The organism is Lysinibacillus sphaericus, from assembly GCF_001629735.1.
Classification (GTDB): domain Bacteria; phylum Bacillota; class Bacilli; order Bacillales_A; family Planococcaceae; genus Lysinibacillus; species Lysinibacillus pinottii.
This window is the reverse complement of sequence record NZ_CP015224.1, coordinates 2,014,803-2,041,614: the sequence shown is the minus strand read 5'-3', so window position 1 is coordinate 2,041,614 and position 26,812 is coordinate 2,014,803. Positions and strand designations below refer to the sequence as shown.

The 26,812-nt window shown below is 39.7% G+C and carries 26 protein-coding genes and 2 riboswitches; of the genes, 18 read left to right on the top strand and 8 right to left on the bottom strand.

Annotated elements, in window-relative coordinates; all coding sequences use genetic code 11:
- Positions 1-155 precede the first annotated feature (155 nt).
- Positions 156-1,391: a DNA polymerase IV gene (locus A2J09_RS09925; protein ID WP_012295012.1), complete on the top strand. Its 1,236-nt coding sequence runs from the start codon at positions 156-158 to the stop codon at positions 1,389-1,391.
- 170 nt (positions 1,392-1,561) lie between these two features.
- Complete coding sequence (locus A2J09_RS09920; RefSeq protein WP_036162048.1) at positions 1,562-2,314, top strand: alpha/beta fold hydrolase; 753 nt, start codon at positions 1,562-1,564, stop codon at positions 2,312-2,314.
- A 46-nt stretch (positions 2,315-2,360) separates the two neighbouring features.
- On the opposite strand, the gene A2J09_RS09915 is transcribed toward A2J09_RS09920, so the two are convergent.
- From A2J09_RS09915 to A2J09_RS09905, 3 genes are read right to left on the bottom strand one after another with little or no spacing between them, the layout of a single operon-like run.
- Positions 2,361-3,215 (bottom strand): SDR family oxidoreductase, encoded by an 855-nt coding sequence (locus A2J09_RS09915; RefSeq protein WP_012295010.1) that lies wholly within the window; start codon positions 3,213-3,215, stop codon positions 2,361-2,363.
- Positions 3,212-4,240 (bottom strand): polysaccharide biosynthesis protein, encoded by a 1,029-nt coding sequence (locus A2J09_RS09910; protein WP_036162823.1) that lies wholly within the window; start codon positions 4,238-4,240, stop codon positions 3,212-3,214. Before A2J09_RS09910 ends, A2J09_RS09915 begins: the two co-directional genes overlap by 4 nt.
- Before the next feature lie 46 nt (positions 4,241-4,286).
- A complete protein-coding gene (locus tag A2J09_RS09905) occupies positions 4,287-4,886 on the bottom strand; it encodes a glycosyltransferase family 2 protein (protein ID WP_012295008.1) in 600 nt (199 codons plus the stop codon).
- 256 nt (positions 4,887-5,142) lie between these two features.
- Between A2J09_RS09905 and A2J09_RS09900 the strand changes: the two genes are divergently transcribed.
- Both A2J09_RS09900 and A2J09_RS09895 read left to right on the top strand, forming a co-directional pair.
- A complete protein-coding gene (locus A2J09_RS09900; protein ID WP_036162046.1) occupies positions 5,143-6,237 on the top strand; it encodes a glycosyltransferase in 1,095 nt (364 codons plus the stop codon).
- Between the two features lie 113 nt (positions 6,238-6,350).
- Positions 6,351-6,791, top strand: coding sequence for a GNAT family N-acetyltransferase (locus A2J09_RS09895; protein ID WP_012295006.1), 441 nt, complete (start codon positions 6,351-6,353; stop codon positions 6,789-6,791).
- An 81-nt stretch (positions 6,792-6,872) separates the two neighbouring features.
- Here A2J09_RS09895 and A2J09_RS09890 read toward each other — a convergent pair whose 3' ends face one another.
- The 5 genes from A2J09_RS09890 to A2J09_RS09870 form a co-directional block, all read right to left on the bottom strand.
- Positions 6,873-10,391: a S8 family serine peptidase gene (locus A2J09_RS09890; RefSeq protein ID WP_036162045.1), complete on the bottom strand. Its 3,519-nt coding sequence runs from the start codon at positions 10,389-10,391 to the stop codon at positions 6,873-6,875.
- Positions 10,392-10,548: 157 nt separating this feature from the next.
- Complete coding sequence (locus A2J09_RS09885; protein WP_012295004.1) at positions 10,549-11,397, bottom strand: energy-coupling factor ABC transporter ATP-binding protein; 849 nt, start codon at positions 11,395-11,397, stop codon at positions 10,549-10,551.
- Complete coding sequence (gene cbiQ, locus A2J09_RS09880; protein WP_227256879.1) at positions 11,394-12,170, bottom strand: cobalt ECF transporter T component CbiQ; 777 nt, start codon at positions 12,168-12,170, stop codon at positions 11,394-11,396. The genes A2J09_RS09885 and cbiQ overlap by 4 nt, the downstream gene beginning before the upstream one ends.
- Before the next feature lie 2 nt (positions 12,171-12,172).
- Positions 12,173-12,445: an energy-coupling factor ABC transporter substrate-binding protein gene (locus tag A2J09_RS09875; RefSeq protein WP_008178258.1), complete on the bottom strand. Its 273-nt coding sequence runs from the start codon at positions 12,443-12,445 to the stop codon at positions 12,173-12,175.
- A gap of 1 nt (position 12,446) precedes the next feature.
- Positions 12,447-13,193 carry an energy-coupling factor ABC transporter permease gene (locus tag A2J09_RS09870; protein ID WP_031417479.1) on the bottom strand — a complete coding sequence of 249 codons (747 nt, stop codon included), beginning with the start codon at positions 13,191-13,193 and terminating at the stop codon, positions 12,447-12,449.
- Positions 13,194-13,337: 144 nt separating this feature from the next.
- A riboswitch (cobalamin riboswitch) is annotated at positions 13,338-13,523 on the bottom strand.
- A gap of 258 nt (positions 13,524-13,781) precedes the next feature.
- Positions 13,782-13,964: riboswitch (cobalamin riboswitch) on the top strand.
- A 141-nt stretch (positions 13,965-14,105) separates the two neighbouring features.
- Here A2J09_RS09870 and A2J09_RS09865 point away from each other — a divergent pair.
- Genes A2J09_RS09865 through A2J09_RS09800 form a run of 14 tightly spaced genes read left to right on the top strand, consistent with a single transcriptional unit; the run spans position 14,106 to position 26,812 of the window.
- Positions 14,106-14,477 (top strand): (2Fe-2S) ferredoxin domain-containing protein, encoded by a 372-nt coding sequence (locus tag A2J09_RS09865; RefSeq protein ID WP_031417481.1) that lies wholly within the window; start codon positions 14,106-14,108, stop codon positions 14,475-14,477.
- Between the two features lie 4 nt (positions 14,478-14,481).
- Entirely contained in the window at positions 14,482-16,149 is a 1,668-nt protein-coding gene (cobJ, locus tag A2J09_RS09860; protein ID WP_012294999.1) for a precorrin-3B C(17)-methyltransferase, read from the top strand.
- A 14-nt stretch (positions 16,150-16,163) separates the two neighbouring features.
- Positions 16,164-17,105 (top strand): sirohydrochlorin chelatase, encoded by a 942-nt coding sequence (locus A2J09_RS09855; protein WP_036162043.1) that lies wholly within the window; start codon positions 16,164-16,166, stop codon positions 17,103-17,105.
- Complete coding sequence (cobK, locus tag A2J09_RS09850; RefSeq protein ID WP_031417486.1) at positions 17,102-17,863, top strand: precorrin-6A reductase; 762 nt, start codon at positions 17,102-17,104, stop codon at positions 17,861-17,863. Before A2J09_RS09855 ends, cobK begins: the two co-directional genes overlap by 4 nt.
- Before the next feature lie 12 nt (positions 17,864-17,875).
- Complete coding sequence (locus tag A2J09_RS09845; protein ID WP_012294996.1) at positions 17,876-18,535, top strand: precorrin-8X methylmutase; 660 nt, start codon at positions 17,876-17,878, stop codon at positions 18,533-18,535.
- A complete protein-coding gene (locus A2J09_RS09840) occupies positions 18,535-19,668 on the top strand; it encodes a cobalt-precorrin-5B (C(1))-methyltransferase (RefSeq protein ID WP_012294995.1) in 1,134 nt (377 codons plus the stop codon). The genes A2J09_RS09845 and A2J09_RS09840 overlap by 1 nt, the downstream gene beginning before the upstream one ends.
- The gene (locus A2J09_RS09835; RefSeq protein ID WP_036164072.1) at positions 19,625-20,845 is read left to right on the top strand and encodes a bifunctional cobalt-precorrin-7 (C(5))-methyltransferase/cobalt-precorrin-6B (C(15))-methyltransferase; all 1,221 of its coding nucleotides are present in this window, start codon (positions 19,625-19,627) and stop codon (positions 20,843-20,845) included. The genes A2J09_RS09840 and A2J09_RS09835 overlap by 44 nt, the downstream gene beginning before the upstream one ends.
- Positions 20,838-21,545 (top strand): precorrin-2 C(20)-methyltransferase, encoded by a 708-nt coding sequence (cobI, locus tag A2J09_RS09830; RefSeq protein WP_012294994.1) that lies wholly within the window; start codon positions 20,838-20,840, stop codon positions 21,543-21,545. The genes A2J09_RS09835 and cobI overlap by 8 nt, the downstream gene beginning before the upstream one ends.
- A complete protein-coding gene (cobM, locus tag A2J09_RS09825; protein WP_012294993.1) occupies positions 21,545-22,330 on the top strand; it encodes a precorrin-4 C(11)-methyltransferase in 786 nt (261 codons plus the stop codon). The genes cobI and cobM overlap by 1 nt, the downstream gene beginning before the upstream one ends.
- The gene (locus tag A2J09_RS09820; protein WP_012294992.1) at positions 22,323-23,444 is read left to right on the top strand and encodes a cobalt-precorrin 5A hydrolase; all 1,122 of its coding nucleotides are present in this window, start codon (positions 22,323-22,325) and stop codon (positions 23,442-23,444) included. Before cobM ends, A2J09_RS09820 begins: the two co-directional genes overlap by 8 nt.
- A gap of 11 nt (positions 23,445-23,455) precedes the next feature.
- Entirely contained in the window at positions 23,456-24,823 is a 1,368-nt protein-coding gene (locus A2J09_RS09815; protein WP_012294991.1) for a cobyrinic acid a,c-diamide synthase CobB, read from the top strand.
- A complete protein-coding gene (locus tag A2J09_RS09810; protein WP_012294990.1) occupies positions 24,816-25,454 on the top strand; it encodes a precorrin-2 dehydrogenase/sirohydrochlorin ferrochelatase family protein in 639 nt (212 codons plus the stop codon). The genes A2J09_RS09815 and A2J09_RS09810 overlap by 8 nt, the downstream gene beginning before the upstream one ends.
- Entirely contained in the window at positions 25,451-26,218 is a 768-nt protein-coding gene (cobA, locus tag A2J09_RS09805; RefSeq protein WP_031417498.1) for a uroporphyrinogen-III C-methyltransferase, read from the top strand. Before A2J09_RS09810 ends, cobA begins: the two co-directional genes overlap by 4 nt.
- Positions 26,219-26,251: 33 nt before the next feature.
- Positions 26,252-26,812 carry a nitroreductase family protein gene (locus A2J09_RS09800; RefSeq protein WP_012294987.1) on the top strand — a complete coding sequence of 187 codons (561 nt, stop codon included), beginning with the start codon at positions 26,252-26,254 and terminating at the stop codon, positions 26,810-26,812.

The following is a 26,812-nucleotide window of genomic DNA, read 5'->3' as shown; positions in this document are numbered from 1 at the left end:
GGCTATGATTCATATATGTTTTAATGTGAATGAGATGCCAATATAACAAAGAGGTATACAAAAAACATGCTTTGCTAAGTCAGTAGATTAAGTGTAAAAGGACTCGCATGTGATAAAATATAGCTAACATTAAAGTTAAAATGAGGTGAAAGAAATTGCATAAAGGAAGAATCATTTTACATATTGACCTTAATTGCTTTTATGCCTCAGTAGAACAAATTTATGATCCATCATTAAAAGGAAAACCTATAGCCATTGCAGGTAATCCAAAAGAACGTAGGGGTATCGTTATTACATGTAGCTATGAGGCTAGAAAAAGTGGTGTTTATACTACCATGAATGTCGGTGAAGCAAGAAGAAAATGCCCAGAGTTAATTGTATTACCTCCAAATTTTGATCGATATAGAGCTGCCTCAAAATCCTTTTTTGGATTACTGAAAGAGTATAGTGACATACTTCAACCAGTTTCTATAGATGAAGGTTATATACAATTGCCTATAATCGAAGGACAAAATGTGTTAGAGCATGTACATGGTATACAAAATCGAATTTGGAACGAGCTACAATTGCCTTGTTCAATAGGCATTGCGCCCAATAAGTTTTTAGCAAAAATGGCCAGTGATATGAGAAAGCCGATGGGCATCACAATATTACGTAAACGTGATGTCCCATCAGTTTTATGGCCATTGCATGTTAAAGAAATGCATGGAATTGGGAAGAGCACTGCAGAAAAATTAAAAGAATTAGGTATACAAACAATTGGAGAGTTAGCTGCGGCTGATGAATACACATTAAAACAGAAATTTGGCATCAACGGACTTCGTTTGAAACAGAAGGCCAATGGCGAGGATGATCGACCTGTTGATCCAGAAGCAATATATGATACGAAGAGTGTAGGAAATTCAACAACACTCTCACATGATACGACTGACCGAGATGAATTATATAAAATATTGACAACACTTTCTGAAAAGGTAGCAGAGAGGTTAAAAGCTAAAAAACTTGCTGGTGTGACTGTGAGTATTATAATTCGTACAGCTTCTTGGGAAACCTATACTCGGAGTAAATCAGTCAATAACGCGATATTTTTAAAAGAGGATATAGTTGAACAGGCATGGAATCTATTTAATAAAAATTGGAATGAGGAACCTGTCCGATTACTTGGTGTGACTATTTCAAATGTTAGTGACATTAAAGAGATGACACAGCAGTTAACTTTTTTTGATTTTGAAGAACATATTAAAGATGAACCGATTATTAAATTGGTAGATCAAATTGAACAGAAATTTGGAAAAGGTGTTATTTTGAGAGGGTCCGATATTGTAAAGCCAGGAGGGAAACATCAGGCAAACACAAGTTTTAGTAAGGACTTTTGGGATGATCACATTTAAAAGATGGTCAATTTTCACGGGATTAAAGGATTTAGAGGTATACTGCAACGGTTGATGAGAGCTATATGGAGATGATAGAGCTAATCAGGCATGCATGACAATTTCCCAGGAAATACAAGATAGCTTTTTAACCAGATGAAAATCAACGAAAGTAGGTGTGTACTTCCATTATGCAGTATAAAGAGTATGGTGATATCAGCGGTCCGGTAATGATGTTTCTTCATGGGGGTGGTGTCGGGGGATGGATGTGGGAACAACAAATTCAGTACTTCTTCAATTATCACTGTGTGGTACCTGAGCTTATGTCCAATCATCCATTTTCCATTGAGCAGTGTGCACAACATCTCGTACAGCTTTTAGAGGAAAAGGGGAATGGCAAGCAGATCATTGTGATTGGTTTTTCATTAGGTGCTCAAATTGCCATACAAATGTTAAGTATAAAGCCTAGTTTAATCCACTTTTCGATAATTAATAGTGCTCTTGTTATCCCTTCTCCTACTACAGCATGGATGATTCGGCCGCTTCTGCGATTCTCATTCCCGCTTATTAAAAATAAAACCTTCGCAAAGCTTCAAGCGAAAACCTTATACATCGATGATCGCTATTTTAACGACTATTATCATGATAGCTCTAAAATGACATACGATACATTAATTCAGGTTTTACAAGAGAACATGACGTTTTCAATCCCGCACAATTTCCACAATGCACAGGGGAATATTTTAATTACTGTTGGCAATCAAGAGAAAAAAATAATGAAAAAGTCCGCACAAGCGCTTGTACAAAGCCATCCAAATGCGAAAGGGGTCATTTTAAACAACATAGGACATGGAGTATCATTTGCTCAGCCTGCATTTTTCAATTGTTTTGTAGCTAATTGGATAAAAGAAGGACAATTGCCAGTGGGCACAGTCATTCAATAGTAAAACTCCATTATGAATAACGATACTCATAATAGAGTTGAAGTTTTTAAGAAATATAGTGAGGATATAAATCCTTGTGCTGCAATATCCATTCTTTCATGTCGATGATCATTTCTTCGTAGCTAGGGACTGTAAAGGAAAAATCATTTCTAGTATTTATTAATGTTTTATTAACATTAACAAGCGGATGAGGAGTAATTTTTATTGTATGGTCCATAAAGTGCTTATTCAATAACTGAAGAAGATCGTATTTAGATATAGGTAATGTATTTACAAGATGATAGAGTCCAGATATTCCTTCTTGGGCCGCTTGCTCGATGGCTTTTGCTAAGGTGAGCGTTGTAACCCCGGTCCAAATAGCACCAGTATAGCCGTTAATAGGGCCTTTTTGATGCATAAACCAATTGAAAAGCCCAATTCCATCCTTCTTCAAATCAGGACCAATAATTGAATTACGGAAAGTTAAATGCTTCTTATGATTAATTTCGCCTAAACCCTTTGTGCGGTCATAAAATGTAGTTCCGTCCTGTACACTTTTTTCATAATAGGGTGCGTTTTCTCCTGAAAATACACAATCTGTACTCATATGAATAAGCTTCGTCTGGCGGTTTTCAAGGAGAGATACGATCGCATGTGGTAAATAGCTATTTAAGAAAATACTCTTTTCAGGATTTTCCTCACAGGCTTTATTTAATATACCGATACAATTAACGACGATATCATAATGATGGTCTTGAAGAAGTGAACATAAAAAGTTTAGGTCCGTAATATCACCAGTAATATTCTGTCCAAATGGGAAAGCAGTTCTCGTATACGTGGTCACATCATGTCCTTGCTCTCGCAAATAGATGGAAATGGTATGACCAGCCATACCAGAAGCACCTAGCACTAAAAATTTCATGGTGTTCCTCCAGTCCAATGGAGCAGCTCTTCCTGAATTAGAGATAAGGTTAGTAACTTTTCTTTAATGGCCACCACGTTTAACATTTGTGTATTATTGGAATTATATTCATCCGATAACGTAATCTTAGGAGAGCCTTCATCCAGGTATTTTCCATAATTCAAATCCCGATTATCTGCTGGAATTCGATAAAAATGACCTAAATCTATGGCCTTTGCTGCTTCTTCCTTAGTACATAATACCTCATATCGTTTCTCCCCATGCCTTGTGCCGATAATGTGAATGGCATTGTTCACTTGGAAAATTTCAAGGAGAGCTTGTGCTAAATTCTCGATCGTAGCAGCGGGTGATTTTTGCACCATAATATCGCCATTTTGGGCATGTAAGAAGGCATATAATACTAATTCGACTGCTTCCTCAAGGCTCATCATAAAACGAGTCATGTGAGGATCGGTAATGGTTAAAGGTTTGCCGGCTTTTATTTGTTCGATGAAAAGTGGAATGACCGAACCTCTTGAAGCCATCACATTACCGTATCGAGTGCCGCAAATCAATGTTTGCTTAGGGTCGACCATCCGCGATTTAGCAATAAATGTTTTCTCCATCATCGCCTTGGATATCCCCATTGCATTGACAGGGTATGCTGCCTTATCTGTTGATAGACAAATAATTTTTTTAACGCCAGCTTGAATAGCCGCAGTTAAAACATTGTCTGTTCCTATAATATTTGTTTTCACTGCCTCTAAAGGGAAGAATTCACAAGAGGGCACTTGCTTAAGCGCAGCAGCATGAAACACATAATCTACGTTATACATAGCAGGGTGGAGGCTTTGTAAATCACGTACATCCCCGATATAGAATTTAATTTTAGAATTCTGATAAAGCTTTCGCATATCATCTTGCTTTTTCTCATCCCTTGAAAAAATGCGTATTTCCTTAATATCCGTATTTAAAAATCGATTTAATACCGCATTACCAAAAGACCCTGTTCCTCCAGTAATCAGTAAAGTTTTATCTTTAAACATTGTATGGTTTGTGACACCTCCCACATGCTTACGTCCGTTCATGATATTATTTCAATCCTCTTTCATGCAAATCACATTCTGAGTTTTCTCGTGGATAGTTGTACCAATAAGCGTATTCATGGGTATACTTGCTGGTTGGATTTTTGTCCATAAGCGCACAATTAAAATCCCAATCTCCTGCAATATCCTTACGTATCGTAAACTTCGCATCCCCGATGAAGCTTCTTCGAATAATTTTAAATTGTCCTGGCAATGAGTAACGATTTGATTCATCTTTAATAAACGCATAGCCATTCTTAATAATCATGTTGTAGTAGTAAATATCAAATTCACCATCCACCTGTGCTAATACATTGCGGATGGCAGGCAAATAATGGTCATCACTATCGATGATGGCAATATAATCACCTGTTGCTTCAGCAATGCATCGGTTATAGGCAACACTTGCACCTAGATTCGTTGGATGAACGATAATTTTTAAAGCTGGGCAGACTTTTTGATAGTCCTGTAAAATGGCTAACGTATTGTCTGTGGAGCCGTCATCTACAACGATAATTTCATAGGCATATTCTTTAGGAATACTGTCAAGCATTGTTAAGATCCATTCTTCACTATTAAACGCAGGTGATAAAAAGCTTATTTTCATTTTATCCCTCCATCCTGATTAGGTAGTTTAGTTTGTCAGGTTCACTGAACAGATTCTTTATTACAATATGCGGGGATAGAGGTCTATTGTAGGCAATTGCTTGTTAACATAAGTTTTTTAAGAGAGTAATTTTATGGATTACATTTATTTTTGCTAGAGAACTATGGAGAAGGGGGTGACATTTTACTAAGTTATACACGTTTGACAGGTATGGGCATAAACTAGGAAAGAGCGCTTTTTAAGAAAGAGGGATTCAATGACAAAAAGAATCGCATTTATTTGTAGCGTGGAATCAGCTAAACTTTCCGATGCACACATCTTCAAAGATCTATGTTTAGTGCCTATTTTACTAGGGGAGTATTTAGGCTATGAAGTTAGTATAGTGACGGCAGAGATGAATGAAGCGCTGCTGCAACAATCTTTTCCGACTGTTAAATTCGAGCGAATTCCAATAGGGATTGATTATGTTGCCAATATGAATGCTTATTTAGTCAAGCATGCCAAGGACATTGATCTAGTTTTTGCTATAGGACCTTACCCATCCTATCTTTCCATTCTTCAAACGTATAAGCAGTTTAATCCTAATGGCAAAGTTTATATGAAGTTAGATGTTAATCGATTTTGGTTAAGTCGATTAAAAACCTATCCATACTTTCTAGAATTGCTACAGCTTTGTGATCTTCTGACCTCCGAATGTGTATCGATTCAAACTGACATTCGAGAGTTTTCACAATTAGATGTTCAACATATCCCAAATGGCTTTTATGAGTATTTTCACACAGAGCCCGTGCAATTTCATGAGAAAGAAAATAGAATTCTATCAGTGGGCCGATTAGATGCACCAGAGAAGCAGACCACTTTTACAATAAAAGCCTTTCTAGCAGCACAGCTGACAGACTGGGAGCTTCGTTTGGTAGGACCTATGTCTGAATCGTTTCAGCAGGAAATAAAACAATTACTGGACAGTCATCCTTATCCTGCGCAAGTCACAATGGTAGGGCCAATCTCAGACAAGATGCAGCTAGAGGAGGAGTATCGCAAGGCAAAAATCTTTTGCTTAACATCCACAGTTGAATGCTTTGCACATGTTTTTGCAGAGGCGGCTAAAAACGGTTGTTATATTGTGACAACTGATGTGGATGGGGCTGCAGATATTACCCAGCAACAACGTTTTGGCTGTATTCATCCAACACATGATTGGGAAAGTATAGCTCGGACGTTACAGCAAGTCACTCAGCAGGAAGAAATGTTGGCAAATACTTGTCTACAGCTACAAGCCGATGCGCGGAGGGATTTGAACTGGCAGCATATCGTGAAAGATGTCGCAGCATATTTAAATGAAATTAAGTAGAACTTCTCTCGATGAAGAGGAGTATTCTTTTCTTTGTGCCATTTTTTCCTATATAATAAAACTAGATTTATAATGTTAGAAACAATCAGGGGAAGACACAAGGGGAGACAAGAATGGAAATACTACAAGCATCGATGAACGAACTAGAAGAGTTAACGAAGCTATTTGATGAATATCGTCAGTTTTATGGTATAGAATCGGACGAAAGTAGCGCAAAAGCATTTTTACAATTACGATTGGCCCTCAAAGAGTCAGTCATTTTTATGGCGTTAGTAGACGGCAAGATGGTTGGATTTACACAATTATATCCAACGTTTTCTTCTATAGCTTTACAGCGAGCCTATATTTTGAATGATATTTATGTCACGGAAGATGCTAGAGGCCTAGGGGTGGGCAAGGCATTGATGGAAAAGGTTTTTCACTATTGTGAGCAACAGAATGCGCGCTATGTGACACTGCAAACAGCAGCTGATAATGTGAATGCGCGTAAGCTGTATGAAAGGCTTCATATGAAGCAAGATGAATACTGTAATTATGTCAAATATTTTATGTAATCAGCATTTTATTTTAGGATGAATATGCTTTTTGTACAAAACTCCCCTAGATATTTCGTTATCTAGGGGAGTTTATTGATATTATTTAATTTCTAACGTATATGGCTGTGTACTTGCTTGGCCATAATATTCACTAACTTCAATATAGTATTTGCCTGCGTCCAGCTCCACAGTACCTACCTCAGCATCTCCAGCTCCGTAAAGATCCAAAGTTTTAACTGTTTTTCCGTTGGCATCTATCACTCGAATCACACCATCCAGTGCTTTTTCTGTTTGAAGTGAGAAGAAGATATTACGTTTTTGGACGTTGTTAAATTCAAAGTAATCCTTATCTCCAAATGGAATACCCGCATTTAAATATTGTGTGGCAACCCATTTGTCGTCTTCTTTCGTTAGGGCAGACGTTTTACTTGGTACACCATTCACTAATTTGGAATCTGCATCTTCGTCTGCTCGTTTATGGTCGAACAAAGTTAATGTATAGGGCTGAATGGACATTTGGCCAAGACCCGTGCTATTGACTTGAATAAAGTAACCTCGATCCTTTTTAGCCTTAAAGGATGTATTTACGTCTGTCGTTCCTACCATGCCAAGGAGTATCTCAAGAATATTATCGCTCAGTCCAAATGGAATGGCTGTTTCCATTTCCTTCGGATCAATTTTCATATTGCCGTTTGTATCCTCAATAATCGAACCTGCAAATTTTAAGTCCTTTTGTAGCTCTTTTGGCAGTTGATTTAATTGTTCATTGGTAAATGGAACAGAGGAAAGCAATAAACTCATAATTTCATCATTGCCCTCTTGCTTATAATAATAGTAATCCTCATCGTCTTGATAAATTAGATGATCCTTATAAGTTGTGCCAGGTTGAATTTTTAACGCCTTTGCTTCTTCATAATTCTCTGGATTATAATCTTTCGGAATATCACCTATTTTACTTGTTTTCAACGTATAAGGCTCAGTTGAACGTTCACCAGCATTTACAACAGCTACTACATAGGTTTTATCCTTCTTCAATGCCATTACTTTTGCATCGTTTTCATTACCGGCAGAGCCAAGAAGTAACGAAAGTAAGCCTAGGTCATTGGTTAAGGACGACACAGGAATTAGTTCCTTGGCTTTTTCATCATATTCAAACACAGTACCGGCAGGCATTTGGCTTGCATCTTTGTTAAAGCTAAAGCTATAAAGAGCGTCTTCTTTTGTTTTAAATAAGAAGTAGTCCTCATCATATTCTGTTTGGAAATAAGCTTTTTGATCCTCACCAATGTTGAAGCGAATAGCTTGCTTAATAATCGGATCAACATTTTCTAAATTGTCCGTCGTAAAGGAATTCATGAGCATATTCATCATGCCTTCAATTTCATTCCGTTTTTTTGTTGTACTTGGTGTTATTGGTAACTGGTCGACCGAGACATTTTCGTCATACATGGCATCCTCTAATGGTAGTCCATCCTCATCTGGTGGGAGCGTAACAACCTCACCTTTTAATGTGTATGGGATCATTGACTCACTGACTGTTTCCTCTTTTTCAATGCCACCACTGAAAAACATCTCCATTGAAAACTCGCTATTACTCTCATTAGATACACTTAAAATGTACTCTTGATCGGGTACAGCATCGATGATCATGCTCACTGCTTCACCTTTAGCTGCACCGTAGGAGCTTTGAATTGGGAAGGCTTCTTCTTCTTCGCTTTCCTCTTTTTTAGCTTGCTTTACCTCTTCTGGTGGAATCAGATTGAAATCCTCTTTTAAGTATAAATCCATAGAGGCAGTAACACCTGGTATACCAGATAGATCAAACTTCAATGTTGTCGGTTTTTTTACAGAAAACGTAAAATAATCTTGATCCTTTTGTTGATCTTTAGACAGTAGGGTATAGTTTTTTCCTGCCGTATTGTATGGGAACTTTTTAATAGACTCCATTGAAGACTTATTTAATGCATCGATTGGTAAATCTGAGTTTTTCGTAGTTTGTGCTGTAAAGATATAAGTAGATTTGCCTTTTAAGCTATAACTACCATTATGATCTTTCACACCAATTAACAATGTTCCTTTTTGGTCTGCTTTAAAGAGGTGACCTTCTTTTTTTCCTACACGAACATCATTAACTTTAATTGGCTCTACTTCACCCTGCTTGTTAGTAGGGTAGAAGTATAAATCAAAGGCATAGTCGTATTGTTCAGCACCTTTTAAAGTTAGCTGTGCATATTCATTTGCCTCTAAATCAACCTTATACCATTTTTTTTCATCTTGCTGCTCGAAAACACCTTGTTCGATATTTAATGTATTTTTGGCAAGAACTTTGGCATTTTTGATACGCTCTTCTTTGGATTCAGAATAATGTTTAGGTAATTTATTTAAATCGAACTGTAAGGCTTTCACAGGATCGACAAGCCCATGACCATAAGTAAGGTCATAACCTTTTTTACCTAAATCTTGTGCTGTCATTTCAAGAATTGCTTCAATCTCATGTGGCTTTAAATTCGGATGCTTTGATTTAAGTAGGGAGACGATGCCTGCCACTACAGGAGATGCCATGGAAGTACCACTAAACTTGACAAAAGATGATCCTTTTTTCTCATCGTGTACGGTACTGTAGATGTCTTCGCCAGGAGCCACGACATCAACAGAAGGACCGTAATTGGAATAGCTGGATAGTTTATTTCGATCATTCGTGGAACCAACACTTATAACGCCTTCATAGGAAGCAGGGAAGGAATAGTCATCCGTCGACTCATTTCCAGCGGCTGCAACAATCGTAATTCCACTATCAATAGCTTTTTGAACAGCATCCTGCATAAGTGGGGATTCACCATAGCCTCCAAGACTCATATTAATGACGTCCACACCTTGCTCAATGGCGTACAGAATACCTTGTGCAATGATAAAATCATTTGCTCCTTCTTTTCCGTTAAAGACATCAATAGGTAGTAGCTTCGCTTGTGGATTAATTCCATGTCCACCAATACCATTGTCTTTGGCTGCGGCAATAATCCCAGCAACATGTGTCCCATGGTCACCTGGATAAGATGTATTTGCCGGAGCAGCTGCATTATAAGGTGTGAGTACTTGAGATTTTAGGTCGGGATGTTTAAAATCAACACCCGAATCGATGACAGCTACTGTTACGTCATTTTCCCCAGCTAATGCTAATGCCTGATCCATTTGCAAAAGGCTTAGATGATACATATCTTTTATCTTTGGGTCAGCCTCTTTGTTGAAAGAATGATAGACATAACTAGGGGATACACTTGTAATCCCTTGCTGCTTTAAATAGTAAGAGACGGCTTTTTCAATGGATACACCTTTGTTAAGTTGAATCACATCATAGCCTAATGAAGGTATAGAGCGGATGACCTTGGAGCCAATTTTTTTATGTACGCTTTTATCAAGGCCGGAATGCTTGATAATAATCGTATCTTTACTCATCCATTTGTCTTCAGTTTTAAGATTCTTACCTGCATGTTGTGAATTGCTTGCTAATACGTTCTTCGCTGTTTGATGTGGTGCCTCCTCTGCAAAAGCTGAGGCCACAGGAACCATTAGCGCAGCGGATGCTGCGACAGCGACTGATTTTTTAAACCAACTTTTCAATTGTATCTCTCCTTGATGTTCTATAATAGGTCTCGACTATACTAATACGGATAAGCGATAGAAAAGTTTCGTAAATGAGGAAAATTTTTCTTCGCAATTTGAAAAATCGAACAGTAAAGGGATGAGCTGTCCGTTATTTTATTATTAATAATGCTTATTAAACCTGAACGGGTAGCTGTTCGATCAATTGTAATAAGTCATGCTTAGAGCGAGGAACTGAAATATTTTCTTGCCATAATTTCTTTTTTTGTAGAGCCATGGTCATTTCAAAGACCCATGGTCGTTCAAGATGTGCCCGTTTTAGCAATTCTTCTTCATAGAACAGGGCGATAGGATCACCATGATAAATAATGTTTCCTGCCTCCATGACGATGATGTGATCCGCCCATTCATAGGCAAGGGAAATGTCGTGAGTAGCAGCGATAATCGTTCGTTCACAGTCTTCTAATTTGGCTAAGTACTGAAAAACCTGAGAAGCATAATAGCTATCAAGACCAGCCGTTGGTTCATCTAATAAAAGGACAGCCGGTTCCATCGCTAATACACCTGCCATTGCCACACGTTTTTTCTGTCCTACACTTAAGAAGTGAATCGGTTTATCAAGTAGCTCTGTTACTTCAGTTTGTGCCACAGCCCAGGCTATTTTTTCTTCAATTTTTTCCGTAGACCAACCTAAATTCAATGGACCATAGGCTATATCTTGCTTAACGGTTCCTGAAAAAAGCTGATTATCAGCATCTTGAAAGACAATTCCCACCTGTTGGCGAAGTGCTTTTAATGCTTTTCTACTATATTGAAGTTCGTTCCCATTAAATGAAATGGTTCCGGCTGTCGGTTTCAAAATGCCATTAAGATGTTGAAATAAAGTGGATTTTCCTGCTCCATTATGACCGAGTATAGCGATTTTTTTCCCTTTTGGAATGTCTAGTGAAATATCTGTCAAAGCCTTTGTTCCATCTGCATAGGCATAAGACAAATTAGTCAGTTGAAAATAATATGCTGTCATGAGAAGTATCCTCCATATACGATAAGGAATAAAAAAATAGCCATCATGCCGAGCCAGTTTTTTTTATTATAGACGGCCGTTTCGTGCCAATAAACCGTTTCACCGCCACGTGCCTGCATGGCATTGTTAAGCTCTCGACTACGCTGAAACATTTCAATAAACAACGCTGTAATCAGCATAGACATCGAACGTAACCATTGCATGGGTGAATGATGGCCAAGGCGGGCTTGCTGGGCTAAATGAATTTTTTGCATGCTTTCGAAAAAAATAAAAATAAAACGATAGGTGAGTTCTACTAACTCAACTAATAAAGGAGGGAGCCTCCATTGGCGAAGCACATAACAAATCTCTTGTACAGATGTTGTTAAAATTAAAAAATATAAGCAGCTTATACTGCCGAGTACGATAAAGAATAGCTGCTGTGCGGTAGCGATACTGGCTCTCCCAATAAAAATTGTCCAGCTCATATACGTAAATGATCCCATATGGGCTGGTAATACATGCGTTGCTGGCGCTATCGAAATTAGGATGGAGATGAGACTTGTGAATAAGAAAAATCCTGGTAGTAATAATAGCTTCGCATAGTATTTTAGTGGGATTTTCGCACCCCAAATGATAAAAGCACTCATTACAAAAAATGTAATGAGTGAAAGTCGTTCCTCTCTCATAATAAGCGTGAATAAAAGTAGTCCTAATGAAAATATCATTTTTTCTAGAGGATGAACGTACGCTAGCTTATTGAGATACGCATACTTATCAATGAGTAACATCATTCTTAACCTTCTTTATGTTTGCCACGCATATAGCCGATAAAGTAGCCGATAAAACCAGCACCAATAGCTGCTTGTAGCACGAATAATAAGCTTTCAATTTCACCACTGGGCGGTTCCCATAAACTATCAAACCATGGCTCATACTCTGCATTAATCTCTCCAATGGCAGCTTCGGCTTCACCATCAGCTCCGCCAAATTCTGCTCCCTTTTGGACGAAGAGCGGGATAATGGCCAATAGCACTACAATCGCTAATAGTAATAAATTTCGTTTCATATTAGTGCGCCTCCTTTGTAGAGAAAACACGTAAAGACTTTAATTCGCTAATATTATATTTTTTCAAGAAGTTCATGACAATAACTGTTAATATCCCTTCACTCACAGCTAACGGGATTTGTGTTAAGGCAAAAATACTTGCGAACTTTGTAAATGAAGCCATAAAGCCACCGACTTCAGATGGGAAAGCAAGTGCTAATTGAATAGAAGTCACCACATATGTACCTAAATCCCCAAGCATAGCCGCAAAGAAAATAGCTAATGAAAACGATAACCCCATTTTTTGCGCCCCTTTAAATACAAAGTAGACGATAAACGGACCTACGATAGCCATCGAAAATGCATTAGCCCCTAAGGTTGTGATTCCACCATGTGCTAAAAGTAAAGATTGAAATAATAAAACAATTGTCCCGATGACACTCATCGCTAACGGTCCAAATAAGACTGTTCCGAGACCTACCCCTGTTGGATGTGAACAGCTCCCTGTAACTGAAGGGATTTTTAAGGCTGATAGAACAAAGGCAAATGCACCAGACAGTCCCAGAATCATTTTTGTTTCTGGGTTTTCTTCGATTGTTTTACGAATAGAGCGCAATCCTAAAATAATAAATGGGACGGAGATTACCCACCAAAAAATAGCCCATTCGATTGGTAAAAAACCTTCCATGATATGCATGGCGAAGGCACGTTTTGGCACCATTAAAAAAGCCAATACAAAATAACTAAGTTTCCACCAAGACAGCTTCAATTTTCTTCCTCCAAACTATAAATAGATTTTTAGAATGTAGCGTGCGTAATAAAAAAAGCACTTTTCCGTTGTTGGAAAAGTGCATAGCTAAAAAAGCAAATAACATTCTCATCTGCTAAGCCGCACACCTATCCTCGTAGGATGAAACGATCACATATTTTCGGCAGGTCTCCTGGCTCTAGTTCAACACTTTATAGGTCTTCCCATCCATTGGACAGTGACATTTTCTATAAAGCTCCCTATTACAGTGGCGGGACCGCGCCGGACTTGAACCGGCTTCCCTTTTAAGTAAAATGACGAGCATTTTACACCAAAAATAGTAAGTTGTGAGATTTCACGACAAAGTGTACCACGAATTTCCATAAATATGCTATACTTTTTTATAAAAATTTTGAAATAGACTATCAATGTCGAAAATTCTGATTACTAAGGATTTTGAGAATAAAAGGGAACAATCCCAATTTTAAATAACCAAAAACTCTCTGATAAAATTGATAAATTTGTCATGAATTTTTAAAGAAATATTGAAATTTTAAAATAATAAGATATGATTAAGACAGTTTTCTATTAAATATACAATTAAAAATTTCATATAAAACGTCGATAAGTGCTCGAAAAACTCGAGATAATAGGGAAATTGGTGAAAGTCCAATACAGCCCCCGCTACTGTAATAGCTGATGAAATCGCAATGCCACCTGTGCAAACTAGGGAAGGTGCGACAGTAAAATGAAGCTTAAGTCAGGAAACCTGCTTATCAGATTGTGCATGCAAACTTTTCGGAGGGAGAAGTTGAAGCAAAAGCGAGGATCTGTCTTTCAGTCTATTCGTTTTTATTTGGCTTCTACAAACCTTTACTCTTCGGGAGAGTAAAGGTTTTTCTTTTTCCAAAAGCAAAAGAGGGGAGACATAAAATGACAACGTGGAATTTAGAGGGGATGAAAACACATCTCTTTATTTGCAATGGCAGTAGCTGTATGAACAAGGATGGAGAAGAAATTACCCAAGCTATACGGGACGAAATACAGCGAAACGCACTAGATAAAGAAATACATACGACAAGAACACGCTGTAATGGACGATGTAAGGATGCTTGTGTGGTTATTGCTTACCCCCAGGGGAATTGGTACCGTGTACCATCAACGGAGCATGCTAGAACACTTGTACAGGATTTGCATCATGAATCCTTACATAACGATCATGTTTATACACTTCGGGAAGGGACATTGCAGCGAACAGCGCAAACGACAGCCATTAAAGGGATTGAAAAGGTGAAAGAGGGGTAAAAACATGGCGCAAAAAGGGAAAATTTTCGTAGTAGGCTTTGGACCTGGAGACTTTAAGCATATTACGACACGTGCAGTAGAGGCTTTACAACAAAGTGATATGATCATAGGCTATAAAACCTATGTTGAGCTGATTCAAGATTTAGTGAGTGCAAAATCTATTGTCAGTACAGGCATGACAGAAGAAGTGTCCCGTGCTCAGGAGGCAGTTCGTCAAGCAGAGGCAGGAAGTATAGTTTCGGTCATTTCGAGTGGAGATGCGGGCGTTTATGGTATGGCGGGATTAGTGTATGAAGTTTTAATTGAGCTAGGCTGGACAGAGGCAACTGGTATTGAAGTCGAGATTGTCCCGGGTATTTCAGCTATCAATTCATGTGCTAGTTTACTTGGTGCACCGATTATGCATGATGCTTGTACCATTAGTTTAAGTGACCACCTCACTCCGTGGAATTTAATTGCGAAGCGTGTGGAAGCTGCAGCAATGGCCGATTTTGTCATTGCTCTATACAATCCTAAAAGCGGTCGCCGTACAAGACAAATTGTCGAAGCACAGCGAATTCTTTTAGAATATCGTTCACCTGACACTCCAGTAGGGCTTGTGAAAAGTGCCTATCGAGAGCGTCAAGAAGTGACGATGACCACATTGGCAGACATGTTGGAACATGATATCGGTATGCTGACAACCGTCATTATCGGAAACTCATCTACGTTTTTCTATGATAATAAAATGATTACGCCACGTGGCTACCAACGTAAATATACACTTGGCGAGGAAAAGCAGCCATTACGTCCACATCAACGTTTACGGGAAGAAAATGAGCCATGGGCGATGAATCAAGAGACAGGAACAGCACGCAATGACTTTGCGGCAGACCCCAATGCAGGGCGAATGAATAAACCCAGTGTAGCCGTTATGCCAAAGCCGAAAAAAACGGCACTTGAAATGGCTACAGCGGCACTTGCAATGGTAAAGGGAACAAATGCTATCAAGGTTACTCCAAAGCTTGTACAACAAAAAATAGAATCCATTTTTGAATTAGCAGTGAGCCCTGGAGTGGCCAATAAATTTTTTACACCACAGCAAATGATGACGTTAGCAGAGGTCGTAGGCGAAGATGGATCGATGGAATACACACCAGATCATCAAATCCATTTAAAAATACCTACAACTACGCCTGAACGCATCACTGAAAAATTACAGCAAGTAGGCTTTTTATTAGCACCAATTGGTGATGTATTGTCGTTGAAGGCTTGCGATTTTTGCTACGGTGAAAAAGCAGATTCCATACCATATGCGGAGGAAATTCAAGAAAAGCTTGGTGGTCTGTCTTTACCGAAAACATTAAATATTGGCTTTAATGGCTGTGGGATGGCTTGTTATCGAGCAGTATTTGACGATATTGGGATTGTCTATCGTAAAAGTAAATTTGATGTCTTTATTGGAGCGAAACCAGTCGGACGTACGGCTCATGCAGCACAGCCTGTTGTAGAAGGCTTGGAGCCTGAACAATTGATTCCTTTAATTACAGCTATTATTGAAGAATATAAAGCCAATGCGCATCCAAACGAACGCTTATTTAAATACTTCAAGCGTGTGAAAAAGATATTGCATTTTACGTATCAAGATATGTCTTCCAAAATAAAAATAGAGCCAGCTCCGTGCGGCGACTAGTGAGGAGAAAAGAGATGAAAGCTATATTATTTGTTGGCCATGGTAGCCGTTTAGCAGCAGGAAATGATGAGGTACGTACATTTATCGAGCAAATGACATCTCGCATTGATGAACAATATCTAGTAGAAACATGTTTCCTAGAATTTGCTTCTCCTAACATTGAAGAAGGTATTACAAATTGTGTGAAAAAGGGTGCTACAGAGGTACATGTAATCCCGATTATATTACTTCATGCAGGTCATTCCAAGCTACATATCCCGGCAGAAATCGAGCATGCCCGTGAGCATTATCCGAATATCACATTCACATATGGTCAAACAATTGGCATTCATGAAGAAATATTTGCGATATTACAAGATCGTTTAGTTGAAATTGGATTTAATACAGAACAAGAACAGGAAGATACAGCCGTTTTATTAATTGCTCGAGGTGGCAGTGATCCTTATGCAAATGGGGACTTTTATAAAATCACACGATTGCTATGGGAAAAACTACCTGTTAAATACGTAGAAAGTGCCTTTATGGGTGTAACGGACCCACGTGTTGAAGAAGGCATTGAACGCTGCGTCAAACTAGGTGCTAAGAAAATAATCATGCTTCCTTACTTTTTATTCACTGGTATTTTAATGGAGCGTATGCATGTTATGTGTGAGAAATTCAATGAGCAATTTCCTGCATGTGAAATTCAAATTGCCAACTACTTTGGCTACCACGAACGTTTACAAAATGTTTTATTAGAGCGTATTGAGCAAGCGATGAATGGTACATCTACAGGTATGCAAGATCTTGAAGATTATCGTGCTTACGCTGCTATTCATGGACATGCACATCATCATCACCATCATGATCACGATCATGGACATGACCATCATCATCACCATCATGATCACGATCATGGGCATGACCACCACCATGACCATGACCATCATCATCATGAAAAGGAGCCCGTTAAATGATTTTCATGTTAGCAGGGACGAGTGATGCAAGAAATCTGGGCCTTGAATTGCAAAGTACAGGTCATGCTGTAACTGCCACTGTTGTGACGGAATCGGCAGCCTCTAGTCTTGCTGACGTTGGCTTGCCTTCCTTAATAGGGAGACTAACAGCGGAAGAAATGGCGACTATTATAATGGAACAAGGCTTTCAATTGGTCGTAGATGCCTCTCATCCATTTGCTGAAGAGGCATCGAAAAATGCTATGGCAGCAGCTGAAAAAGCGCAAGTACCATATATCCGCTATGAACGTGCCCATGAGCATTATGCTCACCCACTTATTACAGTTGTAAAGGATTATGAAGAGGCGGCTCAGTTAGCAGCTGAAAAGCGTGGTGTCATTATGCTGACAACAGGCAGTAAAACGCTTGCTACATTTACGAAAGTTTTACAAGGCTTAGAAAACACAAGAGTCATTGCTCGTATGCTCCCACGACTTGACAATATGGAAAAATGTGAGGCGCTCGGTGTCGCACAGCGAGATATTGTAGCCATTCAAGGCCCATTTTCAAAGGAATTAAATGAAGCATTATTCCGTCAATATGGAGTGACCTTAATGATCACTAAAGAAAGCGGCAAAGTGGGCTCGGTAGACGAGAAGCTAGAGGCAGCCCTTGCCTGTTCTATAGAAACAATTCTTATTGCAAGACCCAATATTAAATATGGCCAACAATATTCCACTTTTGAAGAAGTGTTACAGGCTGTAAAACATACACTTTAGGAGGCAATAACAATGGATTTTAAAACTGATTTCAAACCATTAACAGTAGACCCAGATAAAATTTACGATTACAGTTTCTCAATTATCGCAGAAGAAATGGGGGAGCATAACTTTTCAGAGGATGAATGGAAGGTTGTGCGCCGTATTATCCATGCATCTGCTGACTTTGAGCTAGGTCGTAGCGTTATTATTACACCAGGAGCACTTGAAGCAGGTGTTAAGTCTATTCTGGCAGGGCGTCATGTAATTGCGGATGTGCAAATGATTGAAAGTGGTTCTGGTAAAAAACGTTTCCAAAAACATGGTGGCGATTTACATTGCTATATTGCGGATGAGGATGTATCTGTAGAAGCGAAAAAGCAAAATACAACGCGTGCCATTATATCGATGCAAAAAGCCTCAAAATTACATGAAGGCGGTATTTATGCTATTGGTAATGCCCCAACTGCATTACTAGAATTGATTCGTTTAATTAAGGAAGGCTTAGCAAAACCAGATTTAATTATTGGTATGCCTGTAGGTTTCGTGTCTGCGGCTGAATCGAAAGAGGAGCTGCTAAAACTTGAAGGTATCCCGTACATTACAAATGTTGGTCGTAAAGGCGGTAGTACAGTGACGGTTGCCGCATTAAATGCCATTTCACTTTTAGCGGATGAACAGGCGAAAAAATAATGGAGCGGAAGCCAAAAAAGGATCCTAAGGACATGCGTCACGGTTATACAACAGGAGCCTGTGCAACTGCAGTAACAAAGGCAGCTTTACTTGCCCTTATTACAAATGAAGAGCAAGAAACAAGCACGATTCATTTGCCAATAGGTAGGGATGCGACCTTTACTATTGAAAAATGCCTATTTGAAAACAATGCCGTCAGCTGTGAAACGATTAAAGATGCTGGTGATGACCCAGATGCCACACATCAGGCACTCATCGTCGGTACTGTGAGCTGGGCAGAGATACCTGGTATTCATTTAGATGGAGGGATTGGAGTCGGGCGTGTCACAAAGCCCGGCTTACCAGTGCCTGTTGGAGAGGCGGCCATTAATCCTGTCCCACGGAAAATGATTCACAGCACTGTTCAAGGTGTATTGGATGAATTTCAAATTACGCGAGGGGTTAACGTAGTGATTTCCGTACCTAGGGGCGAGGAGATTGCAAAAAAAACGTTAAATGGTCGTCTTGGTATACTTGGAGGCATCTCTATTTTAGGCACAAGGGGAACCGTCGTGCCTTTTTCAAGTTCTGCGTATATGGCTAGTATTGTACAGGCCATTAGCGTCGCTAAAGAGGCTGGCTGTGAGCATTTAGTAGTGACAACAGGTGGTCGCAGTGAAAAATTTGCGATGAAACAATACCCCCATTTACCTGAAGAAGCTTTTGTGGAAATGGGTGATTTTGTTGGCTTTACTTTAAAGCATTGTAAGCGACTCGGTATTAAACAAGTGTCCCTTGTTGGGATGATGGGGAAATTTTCAAAGGTGGCACAAGGGGTAATGATGGTGCATTCCAAAAGTGCTCCGATTGATTTTAACTTTTTAGCACAACTTGCCGAAGATGTAGGGGCAGATGCAGACATAATAGCCGAAATACGAGAGGCCAACACAGCGTCGCAAGTAGGTGAAATTATGATGGAAAAAGGATATGAATCATTTTTCCATCGTTTGTGTGAGGCCTGCTGCTATTCCTCCATTCATCATATAAAGGGCGGTTTAACGCTTTCCACATCGATTTATTCGATGCAGGGACAATTATTAGGAAGGGCTGATGACATTGCATCGATCGATGAAATTAATTGGAATCGGGGATAACGGATTAGCAAGCTTATTACCACAATACCACCAGTGGATTGAAGACTGTGAGGTACTTGTCGGTGGTGAGCGCGTGCTTGATTTTTTTCCACATTTTACAGGGGAAAAAATCAAGATCAAAGGAGGTCTTTCAGCACTTGTTGAGAGATTGTCAGAGGAAACAAGAGATACGATTATTCTCGCATCAGGAGATCCATTATTTTACGGCGTTGGCGGCTATTTAGCGAAAAAGCTAGATTTGGAGGTTTATCCATACATGAGCTCCATACAACTAGCCTTCGCGAAAATGGGAGAAAGCTGGCAGGATGCTTATGTCACAAGTATTCATGGACGACCTATGAAAGGCTTGGCACAGCGCATCGATGGGAACAAGAAAATAGCTCTATTAACAGATGCTGAAAATAGCCCAAATGCGCTCGCACGTTATTTAAAGCATTTTGGAATGACCGAATATCGAGCATTTGTAGCCGAAAATCTACAGGGTGAAGGTGAAAAATATGGTTGGTATTCGTTAGATGAAATGGAGACCACACATTTTTCCCCTCTCAACGTAGTTATTTTACAACAAACCTTTGAACCAAAACGCTACAAGCTCGGTATTGATGATGAAGAATTTTCTCAACGAAAGCCAGATAAAGGACTCATTACCAAAAAGGAAATTCGTGTTTTAAGCTTACAGGCGATGCAACTTCAAAAGGATAGTGTTATTTGGGATATTGGCACATGTACAGGATCTATGGCCATTGAAGCAGGTAAGCTTGCACCTGAGGGACAAGTATACGCCGTTGAAAAAAATGCACCTGATTTAGAAAACTGTCTACACAATCAGCAAAAATTCCGTGTGGATCTAACAGCCATTCATAGTAAAGCTCCAGAGGGACTCGAACATTTCCCAGACCCTGATGCCATTTTTATCGGTGGGACTGGTGGTGAAATGGTCGAATTACTACAATTGTGCTGTAACCGCTTAAAACCAAATGGTCGCATTGTTTTAAATGCAGCGACAATTGAAAATTTATATAAAGCAGTGGAAGCGTTTAAGGCTTGTGATTTTGCGGTTGATATTTTACAGGCACAGCTTGCGCGTAGCAAACCGATTTTAGATATGACACGCTTTGTGCCATTAAATCCAATATATATTATTTCGGCTTATCGAAAGGAAGAAAATCATGACTAATTTAGGTGTTTTATATGGCTTGGGCGTTGGTCCTGGCGATCCAGAATTAATTACAGTGAAGGCGTTTCGTGTGATTCAAGAGTCACCTGTTATTGCTTATCCCAAAAAGCTGAGAGGCAGTAAGAGCTATGCCCATCGTATTGTAGACGTTTATATTAATCCAGAGGAAAAAGATATGCTTGGTCTTGTATTTCCTATGACGAAGGATGAAGCTGTCCTTGAGCGTGAATGGACAAAGTCAGTCGAGCTTGTATATGAAAAATTACAGGAGGGCAAGGATGTGGCCTTCGTTACAGAAGGTGATCCGTTATTATATAGTACGTTTATCCATATGATGAAGTTAATGCAGGACATGCATCCAGATGTAGAAATTCGTACGGTTCCGGGGATATCTTCATTTAATGGCTCCGCTTCTCGCCTGGGCATTGCATTAGCTGATGGTGATGATCGTGTGGCGATCATTCCTGCCTATGATGATTATGCGGCAATGCGAGAAGCGATTGAAAGTCATGATGCTGTAGTCTTTATTAAAGTAGCAAAAGTAATTGATTTAATGCTACAGGTACTACGTGATTTAGATTTACTGGATCAAGCATCTGTTGTGACAAAGGTAACATCTGACGAAGAAGTCATTTGGGATGTACGCGAGTTGGATGGTGTCGATTTAGAATATTTAACATTAATGGTGGTGCGTAAATAATGAAAAAAATCTATATAGTCGGCGCTGGTCCTGGTGATCCAGATTTAATTACAGTAAAAGGCTTACATATGTTACAGACAGCAGATGTAGTGATGTATACAGATTCATTAGTGAGTGAAGATCTCATTGCGAAAGCTAGACCAGATGCGGAAATTATTCGAACAGCTGGGATGCATTTAGAGGAAATGGTCGCTGTGATGGCTGATCGGGTCCATGCGGGGAAAATAGTAGCTCGCATGCATACAGGTGATCCGGCTATGTATGGAGCGATTATGGAACAAGTAGCACTCTTAAAAAAGCAAGGCATTGGCTACGAAGTTATTCCAGGGGTTAGCTCTGTTTTTGCATCAGCAGCGGCAATTGGGGCTGAGCTAACGATTCCTGATTTAACACAAACTTTAATTTTAACTCGTGCTGAAGGGCGTACCCCTGTACCCGAATTTGAAAAATTACGTGATTTAGCAAGCCATCATTGTACAATTGCTCTATTCTTAAGTGCGACGCTCACAAAGAAAATTGTCAAAGAACTTCAAAGTGCTGGTTGGGCTGATGACACACCCGTAGCAGTTATTCAACGTGCTTCTTGGCCAGATCAAAAAATTGTTCGTACAACATTAATCGAATTAGATGAAGCGATGCGTGTGAATGGAATTCGTAAGCATGCGATGATTCTAGCAGGCTGGGCGCTAGATCCTAATATTCATGATAAGGATCAATATCGCTCGAAATTATATGATGCAACCTTTACACACGGCTTTAGAAAAGGTGTGAAGACAAGTGATTGAGTTACAAGAGGGGATATTACCAGAAGTTGATCAGCGCAATCCATATGCTGTTGTAGCGATTACAAAGCACGGTGTTCAAATAGGACGACGACTCCAACAAACGTTTGCAGCAAGTGATTTGTATTATATGAGTAAATTTGAACAGGGTGATGAGGAGGAAAAGCATATTCAACTGTTTACCGGAACAGTGCGTTTGCTTTTGCCGACTCTATTTAAACAATACAAAGGTTTGATTTTAATTATTTCTTTAGGAGCAGTTGTACGAATGATTGCCCCCATTTTAAAGGATAAAAAGACTGATCCAGGTGTTGTAGTTATTGATGATCGAGGCGAAAACGTAATAAGTGTCTTGTCAGGACATCTTGGAGGTGCCAATGAACTAACGCATGAGGTAGCGGCAGCTCTTGGTGCCAACCCTATTATTACAACAGCTTCCGATGTGCAAAAGACTATTCCTGTCGATTTATTTGGTGCACGCTTTGGCTGGGTTTGGGATAGTGCCGATAAATTAACGCCTGTCAGTGCTTCTGTCGTCAATGAGGAACATGTGGCTATTGTACAGGAAACTGGTGAACGGGATTGGTGGATGCGTGATACACCAATGCCAGAGCAAATTAAAATTTATCCATCTACACAGACGGCCATAGAGGCTAAGCCTCATGCAACATTGTTAATAACGGACCGTATAATCGAACGAGAAGAAGAAGTTTTGCTTGAAAATGGTGTCATTTATCGACCAAAATCAATTGTCTTAGGCATGGGCTGTAATCGTGGTACATCTATTGAGGAGATTGAACAAGTCATTGATGAAACCCTGGCAGAGCTTAATCTTTCGAAAAAAAGTGTGAAGGCACTTTGTACAATTGATTTGAAGAAAGATGAGCAATGCTTCCTCGATATTACAAAAAAATATGATTGGGAGTTCGTTACCTATTCACCATCAGAATTAAATGAAATTGAGTTTCCATCACCTTCGGAAACAGTCTTTAAATATACAGGGGCATACGGTGTCAGTGAACCTGCGGCAATGCGTTATGCTCAGGCCAAATCACTTATCTTAGAAAAGAAAAAATCAGGTAATGCTACGATTTCAGTTGCTAGATACCAATTTTAAGGAGGAAGTCCATGCAAACCAATCGCTTTGTATTAGCCGGGACAGGCAGTGGGGTAGGCAAAACTACTTTTACCATTGGACTGATGAAGGCTTTACAAAATAAAGGGAAAGTCGTGCAGGGCTTTAAATGCGGACCTGATTATATCGATCCAACCTATCATACGGCCGTAACAGGTAGAATATCACGCAATATTGATAGTTGGATGTTCTCGCATGAAGCAGTATGTGATATTGTAGCACGCGCTAGTGAGGATGCGGATGTATCTATTATTGAGGGGGTGATGGGCTTTTATGATGGCAAAAGTCCATTATCAGATGCTGGCTCTGCCGCAGATATCAGTGTAGTGACAGAGAGTCCTGTTATTTTAATCGTTAATTGTGCAAGTATGGCTAGAAGTGTTGCGGCAGTTGTCAAAGGATTTCAATTATTATCAGATAAACCAAATATCGTTGGTGTGATAGCCAATCAGGTGGGTAGTGTGGGTCATTATGAAATTGCTAAGGCTGCTATTGAACAAGAATGTGGTATTCCTGTAATCGGCTACTTAAAGCGCGAGGAAGGGATTGATATTCCAAGTCGTCATTTAGGACTAGTCCCTGCTATTGAAAGAGGAGAGCTGCATTCATTTTTTGACAAGCTAGGAGAACTAATGGCCAAGACCATTGACTTAGAGCAATTACTCCGTATCACTAAGGCCCCTGTACTTCAGGAATCAGGCAAATTATTTACAGAGGAGCCTACACAAAATATTTGTCTCGCTGTAGCAAAAGATGCGGCATTTAATTTTTATTATGAAGAAAATTTGGCGTTATTACGGGCGAAAGGTGCGACATTACAATTTTTCTCACCACTTGCCAATGAGCCAGTACCAAGTGAGGCTAATGGCTTATATATAGGGGGTGGCTTTCCTGAAGAGTTTGCACAGACACTTGCTGCAAATACGATTGCCAAACAATCTATACGTGCAGCCATAAACAAAGGTCTACCGACATTGGCTGAATGTGGGGGCTTCATGTATTTAACAGAAGCTATTACAGATAGCCATGGAGAGCGTTATGACATGATAGGTGTAATCCCAGGGGAGGTAGCTATGCAAACAAAGCTAGCAGCACTTGGCTATCGTGAAATTTTTGGTACAGCAGGTAATTTCTTAATCGGTTCAGAGGAACAGGCAAAGGGACATGAATTCCACTATTCCAAATATAATGGCTCCCATCACACACCGGCCTACGAAACGATTGGTCGCTTTGGCAAAAAACAAGAAGGCTATCAAGTAGGGAATTTGGTGGCTGGTTATACGCATTTTCATTTTGTATCAAACCCAAAGCTAGTTGACAATTGGTTAACAGCTTGCAAGAAGGTGAAGAATGATGACTAATTATTTTCCTATTCATATTAATCTAGAATATAAAACAGTTGTAATCGTAGGCGGTGGTCACGTAGCCACACAAAAGGTGGCATCCCTTTTACCAGCGAAGGCGAATATCGTCATCGTTAGTCCGACCTTACATGAAGATTTACAGCCACTAGTCGAGTGGGGGCAAATTACTTGGAAACGAAAAGAGTTTGAACCACGTGATTTGGATGATGCAATCCTTATTATTGCTGCCACAAATGTGACGACTGTTAACGAAGCCGTGCAAGAGGCGGCACAGCATTGGCAATTAATGAATCGAACAGATAGACAAAGTGAAAGTGATTTTATTACTCCCGCGACAGTTCGTCGTGGTCCTTTAGTGTTAACTGTCTCGACATCGGGAGCAAGTCCTGGGCTAGCACGAAAAATTAAAGCAGATTTAGAGGATCAATTTGATGATGCCTATGAAGATTACGTATGCTTTTTGCAGCAAGCTCGTTTAATGATTGTTGCCAAGTTTGATAAAGGCCCACAAAGACGTGAGGCATTACAGGCCTTGCTAGAGCCAAACATCCTAGAATGGACACGTCAAGGTGAGATGGATAGACGTGAAGCTTATTTACAACAACTATTGATGGGAGCAAAGCAATGAAGGATGGAATAGTTTATATCGTTGGCGCAGGACCTGGAGATCCAAAGCTCATTACGGTTTATGGTCTGGAATGTATTCAAAAGGCTGATATTATTGCATATGACCGTCTTGTGAATCCAGCATTGCTAGACTTCGCGAAAAAGGATGCGGAACTCGTTTATTGTGGGAAATTACCAGGAAAGCACCACCTAATTCAAGATGAAATTAATGCATTACTTGTGGAGAAGGCGCAGCAGGGCAAAATTGTTACACGTCTTAAAGGTGGCGATCCATTCGTCTTTGGTCGTGGTGCAGAAGAGGCTGAAATCTTAAAAAATCATGGCATTTCCTATGAAATTGTGCCGGGTATAACTGCAGGTATTGCGGCTCCAGCTTATGCTGGGATTCCTGTGACACATAGAGACTTTGCCACAAGCTTTGCCCTCGTGACTGGACATGGCCGAGAAGAAAAAGGACAGGATTTTTTGAATTGGCCAGCATTAGCAACCGGCATTGATACTGTCGCTTTTTATATGAGCGTTGGCAATATTGCCTATATAGCTCGAAAATTAATCGAGAATGGGCGTAAAGCCACAACGCCAGTAGCGGTTATTGAATGGGGAACAACTGCTCAACAACGAACGATAACAGGGCAACTAGATGAAATTGCGAACATTATTGAACGTGAAGGGTATCATAATCCTTCCATGATTGTAGTTGGCGATGTCGTCAATGTACGTGAAAAAATACAATGGTTTGAAGAGCAGGGACTTGCTTTTTCATAATCATCTCATAAGAGAGCAGAAGGAGGAAGCAACATGACAGTCATCGAAGCACTAAAAAAGCGTCGAGCTATTCGAAATTACACAGCACAACCAGTAGAAAAAGAGAAAATTGAGCAAATCTTAGAGGCTGCTACATTTGCCCCTAATGACAGAATGAGAGAGCCTTGGCATTTCTACATCATTCAAGGTGAAGCTATGGATCGTTATGAGGAAATGGCAAGCGCTTATTTACAAGAACGCTTTCCGACAAAGCCGAATTTAGTGGAAAGCTCATTAAAGGTTGTACAAACAACCCCCGTCGCTATTGTTGTAACAGCAGATGTGGTGGAAGGGGATACCGATGCGACAGAGGACAACGTTTTTGCTGTATGTAGCGCCATTATGTCAATGTGGTTAACAGCAGAGGAGCTAGGTCTTGGCTTTGTTTGGCGTACACGTGGTGTTGGTCTTGTACATGATTCACGCATGCATTCGTTTATCGGTGCAAGTGAAGCACAGAAAGTGGTAGGGACAATTTTTATTGGCTACCCACAAGTGCAGGAGTTCACCGACAAGAAGCGTACGCCATTTGAAGAAAAGACAACTTGGCTATAA